Annotated in this window: 18 protein-coding genes; 10 read left to right on the forward strand and 8 right to left on the reverse strand. The window is 66.4% G+C overall.

The genetic code is table 11. The features are described from left to right. Positions 1-32: 32 nt before the first annotated feature. From AB0P11_RS04425 to AB0P11_RS04445, 5 genes are all read left to right on the forward strand, one after another. Complete coding sequence (locus AB0P11_RS04425; RefSeq protein WP_072591447.1) at positions 33-1,454, forward strand: dipeptidase; 1,422 nt, start codon at positions 33-35, stop codon at positions 1,452-1,454. Positions 1,455-1,525: 71 nt separating this feature from the next. Further along, positions 1,526-1,891: an iron-sulfur cluster insertion protein ErpA gene (gene erpA / locus AB0P11_RS04430; protein WP_053096720.1), complete on the forward strand. Its 366-nt coding sequence runs from the start codon at positions 1,526-1,528 to the stop codon at positions 1,889-1,891. Positions 1,892-1,987: 96 nt separating this feature from the next. Further along, on the forward strand, positions 1,988-2,887 hold the full coding sequence (gene coxB, locus AB0P11_RS04435; RefSeq protein ID WP_053096718.1) for a cytochrome c oxidase subunit II: 900 nt from the start codon (positions 1,988-1,990) through the stop codon (positions 2,885-2,887). 3 nt (positions 2,888-2,890) lie between these two features. Further along, positions 2,891-4,624: a cytochrome c oxidase subunit I gene (gene ctaD / locus AB0P11_RS04440; RefSeq protein WP_053096716.1), complete on the forward strand. Its 1,734-nt coding sequence runs from the start codon at positions 2,891-2,893 to the stop codon at positions 4,622-4,624. 3 nt (positions 4,625-4,627) lie between these two features. Then, on the forward strand, positions 4,628-5,062 hold the full coding sequence (locus AB0P11_RS04445) for a cytochrome c oxidase subunit 4 (protein ID WP_053096714.1): 435 nt from the start codon (positions 4,628-4,630) through the stop codon (positions 5,060-5,062). 58 nt (positions 5,063-5,120) lie between these two features. Here the strand turns inward: AB0P11_RS04445 and AB0P11_RS04450 are convergent, their stop codons facing one another. The 7 genes from AB0P11_RS04450 to AB0P11_RS04480 all read right to left on the reverse strand — a co-directional run bounded on the left by AB0P11_RS04450 (position 5,121) and on the right by AB0P11_RS04480 (position 11,038). Then, the gene (locus tag AB0P11_RS04450) at positions 5,121-5,540 is read right to left on the reverse strand and encodes a rhodanese-like domain-containing protein (RefSeq protein WP_363520088.1); all 420 of its coding nucleotides are present in this window, start codon (positions 5,538-5,540) and stop codon (positions 5,121-5,123) included. A gap of 85 nt (positions 5,541-5,625) precedes the next feature. After that, entirely contained in the window at positions 5,626-6,129 is a 504-nt protein-coding gene (locus tag AB0P11_RS04455) for a GNAT family N-acetyltransferase (protein ID WP_285363345.1), read from the reverse strand. Then, positions 6,126-6,539 carry a Rid family hydrolase gene (locus AB0P11_RS04460; RefSeq protein WP_363520091.1) on the reverse strand — a complete coding sequence of 138 codons (414 nt, stop codon included), beginning with the start codon at positions 6,537-6,539 and terminating at the stop codon, positions 6,126-6,128. The genes AB0P11_RS04455 and AB0P11_RS04460 overlap by 4 nt, the downstream gene beginning before the upstream one ends. Before the next feature lie 94 nt (positions 6,540-6,633). After that, positions 6,634-8,448, reverse strand: a complete 1,815-nt coding sequence (locus AB0P11_RS04465; protein WP_053096706.1) for a cytochrome bc complex cytochrome b subunit — start codon at positions 8,446-8,448, stop codon at positions 6,634-6,636. Continuing rightward, the gene (locus AB0P11_RS04470) at positions 8,445-9,521 is read right to left on the reverse strand and encodes a Rieske 2Fe-2S domain-containing protein (protein WP_042538395.1); all 1,077 of its coding nucleotides are present in this window, start codon (positions 9,519-9,521) and stop codon (positions 8,445-8,447) included. Before AB0P11_RS04470 ends, AB0P11_RS04465 begins: the two co-directional genes overlap by 4 nt. A gap of 36 nt (positions 9,522-9,557) precedes the next feature. Continuing rightward, positions 9,558-10,361, reverse strand: a complete 804-nt coding sequence (locus AB0P11_RS04475; RefSeq protein ID WP_053096702.1) for a cytochrome c — start codon at positions 10,359-10,361, stop codon at positions 9,558-9,560. 20 nt (positions 10,362-10,381) lie between these two features. Then, positions 10,382-11,038, reverse strand: coding sequence for a heme-copper oxidase subunit III (locus AB0P11_RS04480; protein ID WP_363520096.1), 657 nt, complete (start codon positions 11,036-11,038; stop codon positions 10,382-10,384). Between the two features lie 189 nt (positions 11,039-11,227). Between AB0P11_RS04480 and trpD the strand changes: the two genes are divergently transcribed. Beyond that, positions 11,228-12,292, forward strand: coding sequence for an anthranilate phosphoribosyltransferase (gene trpD, locus AB0P11_RS04485; protein ID WP_363520099.1), 1,065 nt, complete (start codon positions 11,228-11,230; stop codon positions 12,290-12,292). A gap of 8 nt (positions 12,293-12,300) precedes the next feature. After that, entirely contained in the window at positions 12,301-13,287 is a 987-nt protein-coding gene (locus AB0P11_RS04490; RefSeq protein ID WP_363520102.1) for a PHP domain-containing protein, read from the forward strand. A 1-nt stretch (position 13,288) separates the two neighbouring features. Here AB0P11_RS04490 and AB0P11_RS04495 read toward each other — a convergent pair whose 3' ends face one another. Then, the gene (locus AB0P11_RS04495; RefSeq protein ID WP_056278945.1) at positions 13,289-14,224 is read right to left on the reverse strand and encodes a 5'-3' exonuclease; all 936 of its coding nucleotides are present in this window, start codon (positions 14,222-14,224) and stop codon (positions 13,289-13,291) included. A 203-nt stretch (positions 14,225-14,427) separates the two neighbouring features. Between AB0P11_RS04495 and rpsA the strand changes: the two genes are divergently transcribed. The 3 genes from rpsA to AB0P11_RS04510 all read left to right on the forward strand — a co-directional run bounded on the left by rpsA (position 14,428) and on the right by AB0P11_RS04510 (position 17,910). Further along, a complete protein-coding gene (gene rpsA / locus AB0P11_RS04500; protein WP_053096692.1) occupies positions 14,428-15,882 on the forward strand; it encodes a 30S ribosomal protein S1 in 1,455 nt (484 codons plus the stop codon). Positions 15,883-16,015: 133 nt separating this feature from the next. Beyond that, complete coding sequence (locus AB0P11_RS04505) at positions 16,016-16,867, forward strand: ABC transporter ATP-binding protein (RefSeq protein ID WP_053096690.1); 852 nt, start codon at positions 16,016-16,018, stop codon at positions 16,865-16,867. Further along, positions 16,864-17,910, forward strand: a complete 1,047-nt coding sequence (locus AB0P11_RS04510) for an aliphatic sulfonate ABC transporter substrate-binding protein (protein WP_363520106.1) — start codon at positions 16,864-16,866, stop codon at positions 17,908-17,910. Before AB0P11_RS04505 ends, AB0P11_RS04510 begins: the two co-directional genes overlap by 4 nt. Positions 17,911-17,935: the final 25 nt, after the last annotated feature.

A 17,935-nucleotide genomic window follows, 5' to 3' on the forward strand; every position in this document is an offset into this window, starting at 1 on the left:
CAGTGAAGGCGGATCACCTTAAGATTACTCGCATGACATCTCCTGCCCAGCCCGGTGACCAGAATCTGTCCAGCGAACGCGAGCCGGCCGTCCTCGAGGCCGCAGCCACAGGGTTCCCGGCCGCGCTGAGCGACCTGGGCGCACTCGTCCGCATCCCCGGCATGGCCTGGCCTGCGTTCGACCAGACGCAACTCGAACGCAGCTCGGAGGCGGTCGCCGCGCTCGCGACGGCGACGGGGGTCTTCGACGACGTGCGGGTGCTGCGCGCCGCGATCCCGGGCACCGACGAGCACGGGCAGCCTGCCGTGCTCGCGACGCGTGCTGCGCGCAACGGCAAGCCGACGATCCTGCTCTACGCGCACCACGACGTGCAGCCTCCGGGAGACGACGCGCTGTGGGAGACGCCGCCGTTCGAACCAACGGTGCGCGACGGACGCCTGTACGGGCGCGGAGCCGCCGATGACAAAGCGGGCATCATGGCGCACATCGCCGCGATCCGCGCTGTGGCCGAGGTCGTGGGCGACGATCTCGAGCTCGGGATCGCGATGTTCATCGAGGGGGAGGAGGAGTACGGATCGCGCTCCTTCGCTCAGTTCCTCGCGGACAACAAGGAAGCGCTCCGGGCGGATGCGATCGTGGTCGCCGACTCGGGCAACTGGGATTCGGTCACCCCCGGCCTCACCGTCTCGCTCCGTGGCAATGCGCGCTTCACCGTGCGCGTGCGCACCCTCGACCACGCGTCCCACTCGGGCATGTTCGGCGGAGCGGTTCCGGACGCCATGATGGCCACGGTGAGGATGCTCGCCACGCTCTGGAACGAGGACGGCTCCGTCGCCGTCGAGGGGATGACCGAGCGCGACGCGCCGACGCCGGAGTACACCGAGGACACGCTCCGCGATGAAGCGGGTCTTCTTCCTGGCACGTCTCCGGTCGGCGGCGGCAGCATTCTCAGCCGGATCTGGAACAAGCCGGCGGTCACGGTCATCGGGATCGATGCGACGAGCGTCGCCGCGGCGTCGAACACCCTCCTTCCCGAGGTGACGGTGGTCGTGAGCGCGCGCGTCGCGCCAGGTCAGACGGGGGAGGAGGCGTATGCCGCCCTCGAGGCGCATCTGCGCGCGAACGCGCCGTTCGGTGCGGAGCTGACCTTCACCGACGTCGACCTGGGAAACGGCTTCCTCGTCGACACCAGCGGCTGGGCGGTCGCCCTCACCCGCGATGCGATGCGCGACGGGTACGGTGTGCCGCCGGTCGACCTCGGCGTCGGCGGTTCGATCCCGTTCATCGCAGATCTGGTGCGGGAGTTCCCCGATGCGCAGATTCTCGTGACCGGCGTCGAGGACCCGCACTCGCGTGCCCACAGCCCGAATGAATCGCTGCACCTCGACACGTTCCGCCATGCGGTCGCGACCGAGGCTCTGCTGCTCTCGCGCATGAACGACATCATCATCTGAGCCGTATCCGCGAGCCTGAGGGTAAAATCGAGATACCAGCCGTGCGAGCACGGCCCGTCACAAGGAGCGACATGAGCGACACCACACTGACTTCGGCAGAGACCACCCAGGCGCACGGCGTGAAGCTGACCGATGCCGCGGCCACGAAGGTCAAGAACCTTCTCGAGCAGGAGGGCCGCGATGACCTGCGTCTGCGCGTAGCCGTTCAGCCCGGCGGATGCTCCGGCCTGATCTACCAGCTGTACTTCGACGAGCGATTCCTCGAGGGCGACGAGACCGTCGACTTCGACGGCGTCGAGGTCATCATCGACAACATGAGCGTCCCGTACCTCGACGGCGCCTCCATCGACTTCAAGGACACGATCTCGGAGCAGGGCTTCACGATCGACAACCCCAACGCCGCAGGCAGCTGCGCCTGCGGAGACAGCTTCCACTGATCCGAACCCCTCCGCCAACCTGCGTGGTTGGCATGAATCAGGTGTGAGGTTGCCCTAGACTTGGGTGTGCCCTGTCCGCAATCTGAAAGGTGCATCGTGCCCTCGAAACGCCGCCTTCGTTGGGCCGCTCTCCCCCTGGGAGTAGCGGCAGCCGTGGCCCTGGCGGGATGTACTGCCACTGAGCTGAACGGTTACCTCCCGGGCTTCGTGGAGGGTGAGCCTGCGGCCACCAACCAGACCGAGCGCGTCTCGTCGCTCTGGGTCAACTCCTGGATCGTCCTCCTCGCCGTCGGCGTGATCACCTGGGGCCTGATGGCCTGGGCCGCGATCGCCTACCGTCGCCGGAAGGGTCAGACCGGACTGCCCGTGCAGATGCGGTACAACATGCCGATCGAGATCTTCTACACGGTCGTGCCGCTGATCCTCGTGCTGGGCATGTTCTTCTTCACCGCGCGTGACCAGTCGGCGATCGAGACGAAGTGGGACGAACCCGACGTCGAGATCACGGCCATCGCCAAGCAGTGGGCGTGGGACTTCCAGTACGACGGGGAAGAAGAGGACAACTCCGACGCCGTCTGGACGATGGGAATCCAGGCCCAGCCGGACGCGGACGGCACCATCGATCAGGCGCAGCTCCCGACGCTGGTGCTGCCGGTCGACCAGAAGGTCACGATCAACCTGCAGTCCCGCGATGTCATCCACTCGTTCTGGATCATCGACTTCCTGTACAAGAAGGACATGTACATCGGGAAGGACAACTCCTGGTCCTTCATCCCGACCCGAGTCGGCGAGTACGCCGGCAAGTGCGCCGAGCTCTGCGGCGAGTACCACTCGATGATGCTCTTCAACGTCAAGGTCGTCGAGCAGGACGAGTACGACGCCTACCTCCAGACTCTCGAGGAGGAAGGCAACACGGGAGACATCACGGACGCGTACGACCGTCTGTCGAACTACCCGGGGACCACCGCCCCGACCTCCGAGGAAGGAGAGGAGTAAGCCATGTCGACCACTGAAGCCCCCCGCACCGACGAGGCCCCTCGCTCTCGACCCACCACCCTGCCCGCACGTCAGGCTGCTCTCATGAGCTCGTCGCGTGTCGAGCAGAAGGGCAACATCGTCGTCAAGTGGATCACCTCCACCGACCACAAGACGATCGGGTACATGTACCTCATCGCCTCGGTGCTGTTCTTCCTCCTCGGCGGCGTGATGGCACTCGTCATCCGTGCTGAGCTCTTCGCTCCGGGAATGCAGATCATCCCGACCAAGGAGCAGTACAACCAGCTCTTCACGATGCACGGCACGATCATGCTGCTGATGTTCGCGACACCGCTGTTCGCCGGCTTCGCCAACGCGATCCTGCCGCTGCAGCTCGGCGCCCCGGACGTCGCCTTCCCGCGTCTGAACGCGTTCGCGTTCTGGCTGTTCCTCTTCGGCTCGACGATCGCCGTCGCCGGCTTCCTCACCCCGCAGGGTGCGGCCTCGTTCGGATGGTTCGCCTATCAGCCGCTCGCCAGTGCGTCCTTCTCTCCGGGTGCCGGTGGAAACCTCTGGATGCTGGGTCTCGGCATCTCGGGCTTCGGAACCATCCTCGGCGCCGTGAACTTCATCACCACGGTGATCACGATGCGCGCACCGGGTATGACGATGTGGCGCATGCCGATCTTCTCGTGGAACACGCTCATCACGAGCCTCCTCATCCTGATGGCCTTCCCGGTGCTCGCCGCCGCGATCTTCGCCGCAGGTGCGGACCGCGTGCTCGGCGCTCACATCTACGACCCGGCCAACGGCGGTGTCCTGCTCTGGCAGCACCTGTTCTGGTTCTTCGGTCACCCTGAGGTCTACATCATCGCTCTGCCGTTCTTCGGCATCGTCTCCGAGATCTTCCCGGTCTTCAGCCGCAAGCCGATCTTCGGATACAAGACGCTCGTGTACGCGACGATCGCGATCGCCGCACTGTCCGTCGCCGTGTGGGCTCACCACATGTACGTGACCGGCTCTGTGCTGCTGCCGTTCTTCGCCCTCATGACGATGCTCATCGCAGTGCCGACGGGTGTGAAGATCTTCAACTGGATCGGCACGCTGTGGCGTGGATCGGTGACCTTCGAGACCCCGATGGTGTTCGCACTCGGCTTCCTGGTGTCGTTCGTCTTCGGTGGCCTGACCGGTGTCATCCTCGCGGCTCCGCCGCTGGACTTCCACCTGTCCGACTCGTACTTCGTGGTCGCGCACTTCCACTACGTCGTCTTCGGCACCGTCGTGTTCGCCATGTTCGCCGGGTTCTACTTCTGGTGGCCGAAGTGGACCGGACGCATGCTCAACGAGCGCCTGGGCTACGTGCACTTCTGGATGCTGTTCATCGGCTTCCACATGACGTTCCTCATCCAGCACTGGCTGGGCGTCGATGGCATGGTGCGTCGCTACGCCGACTACTCGCCGGAAGACGGATGGACGTGGGGCAACCAGGTCTCGACGATCGGCGCGATCATCCTCGGTGCCTCGATGCTGCCCTTCTTCCTGAACGTGTGGATCACGGCTCGCAAGGCTCCGAAGGTCACGGTGAACGACCCGTGGGGCTACGGCGCTTCGCTCGAGTGGGCGACGTCCTGCCCGCCGCCGCGTCACAACTTCACGTCGATCCCGCGTATCCGCAGTGAGCGTCCCGCGTTCGACCTGAACCATCCCGAGGCTGCGGAGTTCACGCCCGCTGCGCCCGGCGAGCGAGAGGGCCACTGAGCCATGCGCGACAATGTCATCCTCTGGTGGGTCCTGACCGCCTTCTTCGCCCTGGTCGGCGTCGTCTACACCGGCTGGCATATCCTCGCCACGCCGTCGGACAACTTCGCCGCGCGGATCGAATGGGTCGGCACCGTGGCGCTGTTCTTCGCCGCGTTCATGGGCGCGATGATCGCGTTCTACCTCGACCGCACGCACAAGGCTCAGAACGGCGAATTGCCTGAGGACATCCTCACGAGCGACATCGACGACGGAGACCCCGAGCTCGGCGAGTTCAGCCCCTGGTCCTGGTGGCCGATCGTCCTCGCGGGTTCCGCTGCCGTCTTCGTCGTGGGACTGGCCGTCGGACACTTCCTGCTTCCGATCGGCCTGGCGATCTTCGTCGTCGCGATCGTCGGCTGGGTCTACGAGTACTACCGCGGGAACTTCGCCCGCTGATCTGCATGCAGAAAGCCCCTGGGATCTCCATCCCAGGGGCTTTCTGCATGTCCTGTCGCTACGCGCGGCTGCGGACACGGGCGATGCCCGTCAGCGGGTCGACAGGCCGACGGTGGACGCCGTCGGCGTCCTCCACGGGATAGCCCTCCCTGACCCAATACTCGAACCCGCCGATCATCTCGCGAACGGCGTAGCCGAGCTTCGCGAACTCCAGAGCGCCCTTCGCGCCGGCGTTGCACCCCGGGCTCCAGCAGTAGACGACGACGGCGGCGTCGAGGGGGATCTCGGCAGGAGCGCGGCTCGCGATCTCGCTGTAGTGCATCTGTGTCGCTCCAGCGACGCGTCCCTGCGCCCACGCTTCCTCTGAGCGGACATCGATGATGACGATGTCGTCTTCGGAGCGGAGAGCGGCATACACATCGCTCGCATCGGTCTCGTAGGTGAGCTTGGCGGCGTAGTAGTCAGCGCGATCGATCATGCGCTCAGCCTAGGCAACGGCGCGAGGTCCCGCCGTCATCATCCGGACGGCGGCGCACTGGAATCCGCCAATGTGGACTGCAGGCTCAGAGCTCCACTGTCATCTGGACGCGGCGTCCGTATCGGTCGAGGCCGAGGGAGGCCTCGGTCTCCACCAGGCCGCGCTGGAACGGCGTCTCGGGGATGCTCTCGAGGAACCCGCACGACGCGTAGAAGGGCGCGTTCCACGGGATCTCGGCATAGGTCCGCAAGGTCATGCGCGTGTAGCCGCGATCCCGCGCCTCATCGAGTGCAGCGCTCACAAGGCGGCGACCGAATCCCTGTCGTCCCACGGTGGGGAGGACAGACAGCTGTTCGAGGTGCGCATGACCGTCGGAGTCCAGGACATGGACGAAACCCACAGGGGAGGAGCCCTCTGACTCTTCCAGAACGAGAACGAATCCCGGCTCGGCGAGGCGTTCGGCACCGTTCGCAGCGGGAGGCCAGACTGGCGCCCCCAGGCTGTCGATCAGGAGAGCGTCAGCCTGGGCCTCGATGGCGGTCAGGAGCTCCGCATCCTCGGACGTGGCGGGCCTGATCGCAGCGCTCATCGGTTCGCCTCCGCGATCGCAGCGACCGCTTCGATCTCCACCAGCTGGTCGTCGTACCCCAGCACGGTGACGCCCATGAGTGTGCTCGGTACGTCGTGCTCCGCGAAGGCCTCGTGAACGACGTTCCATGCCGTGACCAGATCAGCCTGAGACGACGACGCCACGAGGACCCGCGTGCTGATGACGTCGGCGATCGTGGCGCCACTGGCGCGCAGCGCGAGATCGAGGGTCTCCAGGCAACGTGACGCTTGCGCGGCGTAGTCGCCGGGGGCCGTGGTGGATCCGTCGTCCTCGAGCGGGCAGGCGCCCGCGAGGAAGATGAGTCGGGAGCCCGCCGGAGCAGTGGCGGCGTAGGCATAGGGGGCGGCAGCGAGATCGGCGGATCGGATGAGTTGGACTGCGGAGCTCATGGCACGATCCTTCCACGTTCACTTGAGACCCTCCCGGACATGAAGAAGGCCCTGTCCGAAACGGACAGGGCCTTCTTGTGGGGGAGCGGCGATGTTACTCGTCGTCCTCGGACTTCTTCTTGCGAGGCTTCTTCACCGGCTCGGTCGCGATGACCGTGCTGGGAGTGTTCGCCGTCTCGTCGACGTGCGTCTCGCTGACGGTGATCGGAGCGTCGGGGACGCCGGCGCGCTCATGGGCGCCCTGGATCTCCGCCGCCTCGGTCTCATCGTTCTGAGCCGTGACGTGGTGCTGGTGAGCGTCCGCAGCTTCGATCTCCGCCTGCGTGAGCGGCGCGAGCCGGTCCTCGAAGAACCACCGTGAGATGGAAGAACGGAGGTTCTCCGTCCACGAGATTCGTCCCTTCGCGTTCGGACGCACGACCAGAGGCTCGTAGTTGTCCACATCGATGAGCTTCCAGCGGTCGTACGTGTCGACCGGCTGGTGCACCTCGATGAACTCGCCGCCGGGAAGGCGGACGATGCGGCCGGACTCGAAACCGTGCAGCACGATCTCGCGGTCCTTCTTCTGCAGCGCGAGGGCGATCCGCTTGGCGATGAAGTAGCCGAGGACCGGTCCGACGAACAGCAGCGCCTGGAGCGCGTGGATCACGCCCTCCATGGTCAGCATGAAGTGCGTCGCGATGAGGTCGGAGGATGCTGCAGCCCACAGGACGGCGTAGAAGATCACGCCGGCGACGCCGATCGCGGTGCGGGTCGCCGCGTTGCGCGGGCGCTGAGCGATGTGGTGCTCGCGCTTGTCTCCCGTGATCCACGCCTCGATGAAGGGGTAGATCGCGACGAGCACGATGAAGAGCCCGAGGACGACCAGCGGCAGCAGGATCCCGAACGACCAGGTGCGATCGAGGAAGACCACGTCGAGGTTGGACGGAGCGAGACGCAGGGCGCCGTCCGCGAATCCGATGTACCAGTCAGGCTGAGTACCGGCGGAGACGGGGGAGGGGTCGTACGGGCCGTAGTTCCAGATCGGGTTGATCTGGAAGAACGTCGCGATCAGCACGATCGTGCCGAAGACGATGAACAGGTAGCCGCCCATCTTCGACATGTACACCGGCATCATCGGGTAGCCGACGACGTTGTCGTTCGTGCGGCCGGGGCCGGCGAACTGCGTGTGCTTGTTGACGATCATCAGCATGAGGTGCACGGCGATGAGGCCGATCACCAGCAACGGCAGCAGCAGGATGTGCAGCGTGTACAGGCGTCCGACGATGTCCGTACCCGGGAACTCGCCGCCGAAGAGGAGGAACGAGGTCCAGGTGCCGATCAGGGGGATGCCCTTGATCATGCCGTCGATGATGCGGAGGCCGTTGCCCGAGAGCAGGTCGTCGGGAAGCGAGTATCCGGTGAAGCCCTCGGCCATCGCCAGGACGAACAGCACGAAGCCGATCACCCAGTTGAGCTCGCGGGGCTTGCGGAACGCGCCGGTGAAGAACACGCGCAGCATGTGCACGCCGATTCCCGCGACGAAGACGAGTGCGGCCCAGTGGTGGATCTGGCGAACCAGGAGACCACCGCGGAGGTCGAACGAGATGTGCAGCGACGACTCGAGTGCCGCCGACATCTCGATGCCGCGCATCGGAGCATAGGCGCCCGTGTAGTGCGTCTCGACCATGGAGGCCTGGAAGAAGAACGTCAGGAAGGTTCCAGACAGGAACACGACCACGAAGCTCCACAGCGCGATCTCGCCGAGCATGAACGACCAGTGGTCGGGGAAGATCTTGCGTCCGAGCTCCTTGACGAAGCCGGAGATGCTGGTGCGCTCATCGATGTAGTTCGACGCGGCGCCGACGAATCGGCCGCCGAGAGGCGCCTTGTTGTCCTTGTCCTCTTTGGACAGCGTTGCGGTGCTCAATGGCGCTCCCAGAAGCTCGGGCCGACGGGCTCGGTGAAGTCACTGCGTGCGACGAGGTAGCCCTCGTCGTCGACGGTGATGGGCAGCTGCGGCAGCGGACGCGCGGCAGGTCCGAAGATGACCTTGGCGTGATCCGTGACGTCGAACTGCGACTGGTGGCAGGGGCAGAGGAGGTGGTGCGTCTGCTGCTCGTAGAGTGCCACCGGGCATCCGACGTGCGTGCAGACCTTCGAGTACGCGACGATGCCGTCGTACGACCAGTCCTTGCGGTCTTCGGCCTCGATGAGCTGCTCGGGGCGCAGGCGCATCATCAGCACGATGGCCTTGGCCTTCTCCTCGAGGTAGCCGTCGTGGTGGCTGAGCTCTGCGAGATCCTCGGGGATCACGTGGAATGCGGATCCGAGGGTCACATCCGCTGCGCGGATCGGGGTGCCGTCGGGGTCGCGCACGAGACGCTGGCCCTTCTCCCACATGGTGTGCTTCAGCAGCGTGACCGGATCGCCCGCGGTGGGGTCGTCGGGTGTGCTGTGCGGAGCGAGACCGCGGAAGAGCGTGACACCGGGGATGATCGAGGCCACGATCGCCGCGAACAGCGAGTTGCGGATCATCGTCCGTCGTCCGAAACCGGACTCCTCGTTGGCCGTGGCGAACGCCTCGACGACGGCCTCTCGCGTCGAGTCCTTGCCCCGGGTGGGGTGACGGTGCTCGATGTGCTCCTTGTCGCTCATCAGCGCCTTGGACCAGTGGATCGCGCCGATGCCGATCGAGAGCAGCGCGAGTGCGATGCCCAGACCGATGAAGAGGTTGTTCTGACGGATGTCGATGAGCGCGCCGCTCTCGATGGGGAAGAGCATGTAGGCGGCGACCGCCCAGATGCTTCCTGCCAGCGAGAGATAGAACAGCGTGTAGACCGTGCGCTCTGCAGCCTTCTCAGCGCGCGGGTCCTTGTCGGTCATCCGCGCGCGGTGCGGCGGCAGCCCCGGGTTCTGCACGGGATCGCTGACTGCGACACCCAGCCCCGGAGAGGGCTGGTAGGCCCTGTCAAGAGCCTGCGAGTCGTCGTCGTGTGCCATGGTGCTCCTCGTACGTTCCTCTTCGATGAATAAGCGTCAGTTGGACTTCGCCGTGATCCACACGGTGATGGCGACGAGCGCGCCGATGCCGAAGATCCAGACGAACAGGCCCTCGGAGACGGGACCGAGCGAACCGAGCGAGAAACCGCCGATCTGCACGGACTGCTGCTGGTAGAGCAGAGCCGAGATGATGTCGCGCTTGTCTTCGTCCGACAGGTTCATGTCGCCGAAGACGGGCATGTTCTGGGGGCCGGTGACCATGGCCGCGTACATGTGCAGCGCGCTGGTCTCGGTCAGTGCGGGGGCGTACTTGCCCTCGGTGAGTGCTCCTCCGGCGGCCGCCACGTTGTGGCACATCGCGCAGTTGACGCGGAACAGCTCCGCGCCGTTGGCGACGTCGCCTTCACCGTCGAGGATGTGGTCCTCGGGGAAGGTGGGGCCGGGAGCCGACTCCTGCACGAAGGAGGAGATCGCGAGGATCTGCTCCTCGGTGAACTGCGGCTCCTTCTGCGGCGCCTGGGGCCCCTGCATCTGCAGCGGCATGCGGCCGGTCGACATCTGGAACTCGACCGCGAGCTCGCCGACGCCGTAGAGGCTCGGTCCGTTCGCCGTGCCCTGCAGATCGAGACCGTGGCAGGTGGCGCAGTTGGCCGTGAACAGCTTCTCGCCGTCCTCGACGGTGAGCGTGCTCGCCGCGGTGGTCTGGGTGTCGGTCGCAGCGAAGGCTGCGGACGTTCCGGCGTACACGGCGCCGGTGATCATGAGGCCTGCTCCGATGAGGGCTGCCGCAGCCAGGGGACTGCGACGGCCATTCGAACGGCGCTTCTTCTCTCGTGCCATCTCGGGGATCAGCTCCGCTCTTATTTCAGGAAGTAAATGACGACGAACAGCACGATCCAGACGACGTCGACGAAGTGCCAGTAGTAGGACACCACGATCGAGGAGGTCGCCTCCTTGTGCCGGAAATTCTTGACGGCGTACGCACGGCCGATGACGAGGAGGAAGGCGATCAGACCGCCGGTGACGTGCAGGGCGTGGAAGCCGGTCGTCAGGTAGAACGCGGATGCGTAGGAGTCAGCGCTGATCGGCATGCCTTCTGCGACGAGCTGCGCGTACTCCCAGACCTGCCCGGAGACGAAGATCGCGCCGAGGGCGAAGGTGAGGAAGAACCACTCGACCATGCCCCAGCCGAACAGGCGACGGCGGCCGGCGCCGTTCTTCTGTCCCTTGGTGATGCGGTACGGCTGCAGGTCCTCGGCCGCGAACACGCCCATCTGGCACGTGAACGAGGAGAGCACGAGGATCGCCGTGTTCACGAACGCGAACGGGACGTTCAGCAGTTCGGTGCGGTCGGCCCAGAGCTCGGGGGAGGTGCTGCGGAGCGTGAAGTAGATCGCGAAGAGTCCCGCGAAGAACATCACCTCGCTGCCGAGCCACACAATGGTGCCGACAGCTACCGGGTTGGGGCGCTTGATCGTTCTTGCCGCCGGGGCATACGTCGCTGAGGTCGTCACCATTCCATTATGGCCGATCTCCGGGCGTGATTCTCGCACCGGAGGCCCTCGTTTCGCCCGCGAACGACTTAGGGGACCCTAAGAAAACGCTGCGAATCCTCGGTGAATACGCGGGAAACGAGGGATGATCGACGCCCGGCGCCCGTTCTGCAAGAGTCTGCACGTTTTCCCTGCGCCGATAGGATCGCACACATGGCTGATTCCCTGACCTGGTCCGACGTGCTCACCACTCTCCTGGAGCGTCGCGACCTCAGCGTCTGGGAATCGACGTGGGCGATGCGTCAGATCATGCGCGGCGACGTCACGCAGGCGCAGCTCGCCGGTTTCCTCGTCGCCCTCCGCGCCAAGGGAGAGACGATCGATGAGATCGTCGGATTCCGTGATGCGATCCTCGAGGCGGCGGTCCCGCTGCCCGTGTCGCCCGACGTCCTCGACATCGTCGGCACCGGCGGTGACCGTGTCGGCACGGTCAACGTGTCGACCACCGCGGCGGTCATCATCGGGGCGACCGGCATCCCGGTGGTCAAGCACGGCAACCGCGCAGCCAGCTCCGCCTCCGGCTCATCCGACGTGCTGAGCGCGCTCGGGCTGGAGCTCACCCTCGATCCTGCGGCGGTGTCGTCGATCCTCGACCGCACGGGCATCACGTTCGCCTGGGCGGGCGCCTTCCACCCCGGGTTCAAGCACGCGGGCGCCGTCCGTGCCGAACTCGGCGTCCCCACCATCTTCAACATGCTCGGCCCCCTCTGCAACCCGGCTCGGGCCGAGGCGAACGCCGTCGGGGTGGCGCAGCTCGAGCGCGTCCCCCTCATCACGGGAGTGTTCCGGACGCGGGGCGCCACGGCCCTGGTGTTCCGCGGAGACGACGGCCTCGACGAGCTGACGACCACGGGGCACAGCCGCATCTGGGAGGTCACGCGCGGTGACATCCACGAGCACGATCTCGATCCTCGAGATCTCGGGATCCCGATCGCGGACCTCGCGGATCTGATCGGCGGAACGCCCGACCACAACGCGGCGGTGCTGCGCCGGACGCTCGAGGGGGAGACGGGCGCGGTGCGAGACATCGTGCTCCTCAACGCGGCGGCCGGGATCGTCGCGTTCGAGCTGTCCCAGGACGCGACTCAGGTACAGCGACCGATCCTCGAGCGTCTCCGCGAGGGCTACGAGCGGGCAGCCGCGGCGGTCGACGACGGTCGCGCCATAGCGAAGCTCGACGAATGGATCGGCGTCAGCCGCGAGCTGGCATCCGCATAGGAGATGTGATGGACCCGATCGCCGCCCTGCTCGAGATCGCCTCGCTGCTGGAGCGGGAACGCGCGTCGCGGTACCGGGCGAAGGCCTTCCGTCAGGCAGCTGCGACCCTGCAGCAGCTGCCGGAGGACGTGCGCTCGGATCCGACGAGGCTGCGCGCGGCGACAGGGATCGGCGAATCGACCTTCGGAGTCATCCGACAGGCGCAGAGCGGAGAGGTTCCCGACTATCTCGTGGAGCTCCGAGGCGACGTGGAGCCCGAGCGCGTGTCGGCCCTGAGAGCGAAGCTGCGAGGGGACCTGCACGCGCACACCGACTGGTCGGACGGAACCACGCCTATCGGCGTGATGGCGTCAGCGGCGCGGGCTCTCGGTCACGAGTATCAGGCGATCACAGATCATTCGCCGCGTCTGCGGGTCGCCCGCGGACTCTCCGCGGAGCGGCTGCGCGAGCAGATGCCGCTCGTGAGGGCGGAATCGGGTGACGGGTTCACGCTGCTGGCGGGGATCGAGGTCGACATCCTCGAAGACGGCGCGCTGGATCAGGAGGACGCCCTCCTCGGGGAGCTCGACATCGTGGTCGCATCCGTCCATTCGAAGCTGCGGATGGACGCCCGGCCCATGACCGCACGGATGATCGCCGCCGTGAGCCACCCGCGCGTGAACGTGCTCGGGCATTGCACCGGACGGCTGGTGCAGGGGGACCGAGGCACTCGTCCGGAATCGCAGTTCGATGCCCGTGCCGTCTTCTCCGCATGCGCCGAGAACGGCGTCGCGGTCGAGATCAACTCCCGGCCGGAGCGTCAGGACCCGCCCGACGATCTGATCGCGATCGCCCTCGAGGCCGGCTGCCTCTTCTCGATCGACTCGGATGCGCACGCACCGGGTCAGCTCTCGCTCCTCGATCACGGTGCCGAGCGTGCCGAGAAGGCGGGGGTGCCTGCCTCCCGCATCATCACGACCTGGGGTCTCGACCGACTGCTGGCCTGGGCGAGCTGAGTCAGGCGTCGATCGTCGCGATCGCGGCGACGGCCCTGGTCATCGAGCCGCCCAGGTTCCACCGCTCAGCCAGTGCGGTCGCAGCATCCGCCTCGGACGGGTCGAGCGGACGCAGCGGGTCGCTCGGCGAGGTGATCGGGAGGTCGGTCGCGACGGCGACGACGGTGGGGGCGACCTCGAGGTACGTCGCGGCGGCGAGCACCTTCGCCCGGACCCCGGCGCTCATCCCCTCACCCGCCTCGGCAGCCGCGCGGATGCCGGCGAGATCGCCATGGGCCTGCAGGAGCGTGGCCGCGGTCTTCTCGCCGACGCCGGCCACGCCGGGAAGTCCGTCCGATGCGTCGCCGCGCATCGTCGCGAAGTCGGCGTACTGGCTCGGCAGCACGCCGTACTTCGCGACGACCACGGCATCCGTGACGATCTCGAGATTGCTCATGCCTCGTGCGGTATAGATGACGCGCACGTTCCTCGCGTCGTCGACGAGCTGGAACAGGTCTCTATCGCCCGTGACGATGTCGACCGGCATGGTGGCGTGCGTCGCGAGCGTGCCGATCACGTCGTCCGCTTCGTGCTCCGCGACGCCGATGATCGGGATGCCGAGCAGGGCGAGAGTCTCGCGGATGAGGGGGATCTGCGCCTCGAGGGGGTCGGGGACCTCCTCGACGTCGGGCCCCGCGGGCACGACCTCGACGACACGGTGCGCCTTGTAGCTGGGGATCAGGTCGACTCGCCACTGGGGTCGCCAGTCGTCGTCCCAGCACGCGACCACATGGGTCGGCTCGTACAGCGTCACCAGCTTCGCGATGATGTCGAGGAGTCCTCGTGCGGCGTTGATCGGGGAGCCGTCCGGCGCCGTGACCTTGTCGGGCACCCCGTAGAACGCACGGAAGTAGAGGCTTGCGGTGTCGAGCAGGAGGAGCTTGTCGGCGCGGGGCATGCAGACAGTCTGTCAGCGCGCCGAACGCGGATGGTATCGAGTCCGTCATATCGTCTCGGGATCTGATAACCTTGACTGTCACTCGTGGCGTGCCTATGCATGCCCGGGAGGCAGAAACCAATCAATCGCTGCAGAGCTCATGATCGGCCGTGCGCGGCCGGAGCCCTCAGCCCGAGTCTCCATTCACAAGGACAACCCACTACATGACTACCGCAACGACCGCCCCGGCCACCAAGCAGGTCGCCATCAACGACATCGGATCTGCTGAGGACTTCCTGGCCGCGGTCGAGAAGACCCTGAAGTTCTTCAACGACGGCGACATCATCGAAGGCACGATCGTCAAGATCGACCGCGATGAGGTCCTCCTCGATGTCGGATACAAGACCGAGGGCGTCATCCCCTCGCGCGAGCTCTCGATCAAGCACGACGTCGACCCGAACGAGGTCGTCAAGGTCGGCGACGAGGTCGAGGCCCTGGTTCTCCAGAAGGAGGACAAGGAAGGCCGTCTGATCCTCTCCAAGAAGCGTGCTCAGTACGAGCGTGCCTGGGGAGACGTCGAGAAGATCAAGGAGAACGACGGCGTCGTCACCGGTACGGTCATCGAGGTCGTCAAGGGTGGACTCATCGTCGACATCGGCCTCCGCGGCTTCCTGCCGGCCTCGCTCATCGAGCTGCGCCGCGTCCGCGACCTCACGCCGTACCTCGGCCAGGAGATCGAGGCCAAGATCCTCGAGCTCGACAAGAACCGCAACAACGTCGTGCTCAGCCGCCGTGCGCTGCTCGAGCAGACGCAGTCGGAGTCGCGCACCACGTTCCTGAACAACCTGCACAAGGGTCAGGTCCGCAAGGGTGTCGTGTCGTCGATCGTCAACTTCGGTGCATTCGTCGACCTGGGCGGCGTGGACGGCCTCGTGCACGTCTCCGAGCTGTCCTGGAAGCACATCGAGCACGCCTCTGAGGTCGTCGAGGTTGGCCAGGAGGTCACCGTCGAGATCCTCGAGGTCGACCTCGACCGCGAGCGCGTCTCCCTGTCGCTGAAGGCTACGCAGGAGGACCCGTGGCAGGTCTTCGCCCGTACCCACGCGATCGGACAGGTCACGCCGGGTAAGGTCACCAAGCTCGTTCCGTTCGGTGCGTTCGTTCGCGTCGCAGACGGCATCGAGGGCCTCGTCCACATCTCCGAGCTCTCCAGCAAGCACGTCGAGCTGGCCGAGCAGGTCGTGTCGGTCGGCGAAGAGGTCTTCGTCAAGGTCATCGACATCGACCTCGAGCGTCGTCGCATCTCGCTCTCGCTGAAGCAGGCGAACGAGGCAGTCGACGTCAACGGCACCGAGTTCGACCCGGCGCTCTACGGAATGCTCGCCGAGTACGACGAGGCCGGCGAGTACAAGTACCCGGAGGGCTTCGACCCCGAGACCGGTGCGTGGAAGGAAGGCTTCGACACCCAGCGCGAGGCATGGGAGCAGGAGTACGCTGCAGCCCAGGCTCGCTGGGAGGCGCACAAGGCTCAGGTTGCCAAGGCAGCCGAGGCCGAGGCGGCCGCTGGCGACGACTTCGGTGGTCAGGTCTTCTCGAGCGAGGCCGCAGGCGCGGGCACGCTCGCGGATGACGAGGCTCTCGCGGCTCTCCGCGAGAAGCTCTCGGGCGGCAACGCTTAAGCATCACGCTCTGAACGGGCCGTCATCCTTCGGGATGGCGGCCCGTTCTGCGTCTCGACGCGTCCTCGGATCTCCATGACCGATCATTACGCTCGCATTCGTCACATTCCGGCGGGTTGGACAGCATGGGGACATGACCTCTCTGCTCTCGGCGCCCTCGACGGCCGGCGCGTCGGCGATCGCCGGCACCGCACAGCCGGTGCGCCTGCAGGGGGTGGAGCGCAGCTTCACGCTCTCCCGCGGCCGGCGCGACGTCCTCCGCGCGGTCGACGTCGACGTCGCCGCCGGTGAGATCGTCGCCATCGTCGGTCCCTCCGGGTGCGGCAAGTCGACGTTGCTGCGGCTCGTCGGGGGACTGGATGCGCCGACCGGCGGCAGCATCCGCATCCAGGACACGCGCGTGGCCGACGTCGACGAGCGCACCGCCGTCGCGTTCCAGGAGCCCCGCCTGCTGCCATGGCGGACCATCGCCCAGAACATCGAACTCGGTCTGCCCCGTGGCACCGCGCGCCGCGAAGGCCGGGAACGTGTGCGGGAGCTCATCGAGCTCGTCGGCCTCGAGAAGGCCGCTGATCAGCGGCCACGCGAAGTGTCGGGTGGCATGGCGCAGCGCGCCTCGCTCGCACGCGCCCTCGCTCGCAATCCCGGCGTGCTGCTGCTCGACGAGCCGTTCGGTGCGCTCGATGCGCTCACCCGCCTGCGGATGCACGATCTGCTCCTCAAGATCCATGCGGCTGAGCCGACCACCGTGCTCCTCGTCACGCACGATGTCGAAGAAGCCCTCTATCTCGCCGATCGTGTGCTGCTGCTGCGCACGCTCGGCGACGCCGACACGGAAGCGCCGTCCATCGTGCGCGCGATCACCGTCCCCGGCATCCGACCCCGGGACCGCGCCGATCGCGGTCTCGCCGACCTCCGCGCAGAGCTCCTCGAAGGACTCGGCGTGGACACCCACCACCGCACCGCCACCGAGGAGACCCGATGAGCACCATCACCCGACGAATCATCCCCGCGATCACGATCGCAGGGACGATGATGCTCGTCGCCACCGGCTGCGTCGCCGGTGAGAACGCCACCGCCTCGGACTCGTCGTCCGACGACGCGGCAGCCTCGGGGGAGTGGTCGGCGGACACTCTGTCCATCGACTTCGCGACCTACAACCCGCTCAGCCTCGTGATCCGCGACCAGGGGATCCTCGAGGAGATCCTCGGCGACGATGTCGAGGTCGAGTGGGTGCAGTCCGCGGGATCCAACAAGGCGAACGAGCTGCTGCGCTCCGGCTCGATCGACGTCGGCTCCACGGCCGGCTCGGCGGCACTGTTCGCCCGATCGAACGGCTCACCGATCCAGGTCATCGACATCTTCTCGCAGCCCGAATGGTCGGCGATCGTCGTCGGCCCCGGCAGCGACATCACCTCGGTCGAGGACCTCGCGGGCAAGTCGGTCGCGGCGACGAAGGGAACGGACCCCTATTTCTTCCTGCTCCAGTCTCTTGAGGAAGCAGGCCTCTCGGTCGACGACGTCGAGGTCCAGAACCTCCAGCACGCCGACGGCCGTGCCGCTCTCGACAGCGGCTCGGTAGACGCCTGGGCGGGCCTCGATCCCATCATGGCCGCGGCCGAGGTGGAATCGGGCGATGAGCTCATCTACCGCAACGTGGACTTCAACACCTACGGCTTCCTCAACGCCACCGAGGACTTCATCGAGAACCACGCGGACCTCGCGCAGGCGGTCGTCGACGCATACGAGCAGGCGCGCGAGTGGGCCCTCGAGAACCCCGACGAGACCGCGGCGCTGCTCGCCGAGGTCGCAGGGATCGACCCCGCGGTCGCGACGACCGTCATCGAGGAGCGGTCGAACCTCGACGTCAGCGGCATCCCCGGTGAGGCGCAGATCGCCGTGCTCGAGAAGATCGCGCCGGTGCTGGTCGAATCCGGAGATGTCCAGGGTGGCGAGGCTTCGGTCGAGAAGGCGCTCGACTCCCTCATCAACGCCACCTTCGCCGAGAAGGCGGTCGGCGGCGAGTGATCACTCCCGACCAGCGCGTGGTGGT

It is taken from the genome of Microbacterium sp. NPDC079176 (genome assembly GCF_040686675.1).
Lineage (GTDB): Bacteria > Actinomycetota > Actinomycetes > Actinomycetales > Microbacteriaceae > Microbacterium.

Bases quoted from the DNA above. Each gene is read 5' to 3' on its own strand.
- rpsA (WP_053096692.1), top strand. From the start codon at position 14,428: ATGACTACCGCAACGACCGCCCCGGCCACCAAGCAGGTCGCCATCAAC.
- AB0P11_RS04480 (WP_363520096.1), bottom strand. From the start codon at position 11,038: ATGGTGACGACCTCAGCGACGTATGCCCCGGCGGCAAGAACGATCAAG.
- AB0P11_RS04505 (WP_053096690.1), top strand. From the start codon at position 16,016: ATGACCTCTCTGCTCTCGGCGCCCTCGACGGCCGGCGCGTCGGCGATC.
- AB0P11_RS04470 (WP_042538395.1), bottom strand. From the start codon at position 9,521: ATGGCACACGACGACGACTCGCAGGCTCTTGACAGGGCCTACCAGCCC.
- AB0P11_RS04495 (WP_056278945.1), bottom strand. From the start codon at position 14,224: ATGCCCCGCGCCGACAAGCTCCTCCTGCTCGACACCGCAAGCCTCTAC.
- AB0P11_RS04475 (WP_053096702.1), bottom strand. From the start codon at position 10,361: ATGGCACGAGAGAAGAAGCGCCGTTCGAATGGCCGTCGCAGTCCCCTG.
- erpA (WP_053096720.1), top strand. From the start codon at position 1,526: ATGAGCGACACCACACTGACTTCGGCAGAGACCACCCAGGCGCACGGC.
- trpD (WP_363520099.1), top strand. From the start codon at position 11,228: ATGGCTGATTCCCTGACCTGGTCCGACGTGCTCACCACTCTCCTGGAG.
- AB0P11_RS04460 (WP_363520091.1), bottom strand. From the start codon at position 6,539: ATGAGCTCCGCAGTCCAACTCATCCGATCCGCCGATCTCGCTGCCGCC.
- AB0P11_RS04425 (WP_072591447.1), top strand. From the start codon at position 33: ATGACATCTCCTGCCCAGCCCGGTGACCAGAATCTGTCCAGCGAACGC.
- AB0P11_RS04510 (WP_363520106.1), top strand. From the start codon at position 16,864: ATGAGCACCATCACCCGACGAATCATCCCCGCGATCACGATCGCAGGG.
- AB0P11_RS04490 (WP_363520102.1), top strand. From the start codon at position 12,301: ATGGACCCGATCGCCGCCCTGCTCGAGATCGCCTCGCTGCTGGAGCGG.
- AB0P11_RS04455 (WP_285363345.1), bottom strand. From the start codon at position 6,129: ATGAGCGCTGCGATCAGGCCCGCCACGTCCGAGGATGCGGAGCTCCTG.
- AB0P11_RS04450 (WP_363520088.1), bottom strand. From the start codon at position 5,540: ATGATCGATCGCGCTGACTACTACGCCGCCAAGCTCACCTACGAGACC.
- AB0P11_RS04445 (WP_053096714.1), top strand. From the start codon at position 4,628: ATGCGCGACAATGTCATCCTCTGGTGGGTCCTGACCGCCTTCTTCGCC.
- ctaD (WP_053096716.1), top strand. From the start codon at position 2,891: ATGTCGACCACTGAAGCCCCCCGCACCGACGAGGCCCCTCGCTCTCGA.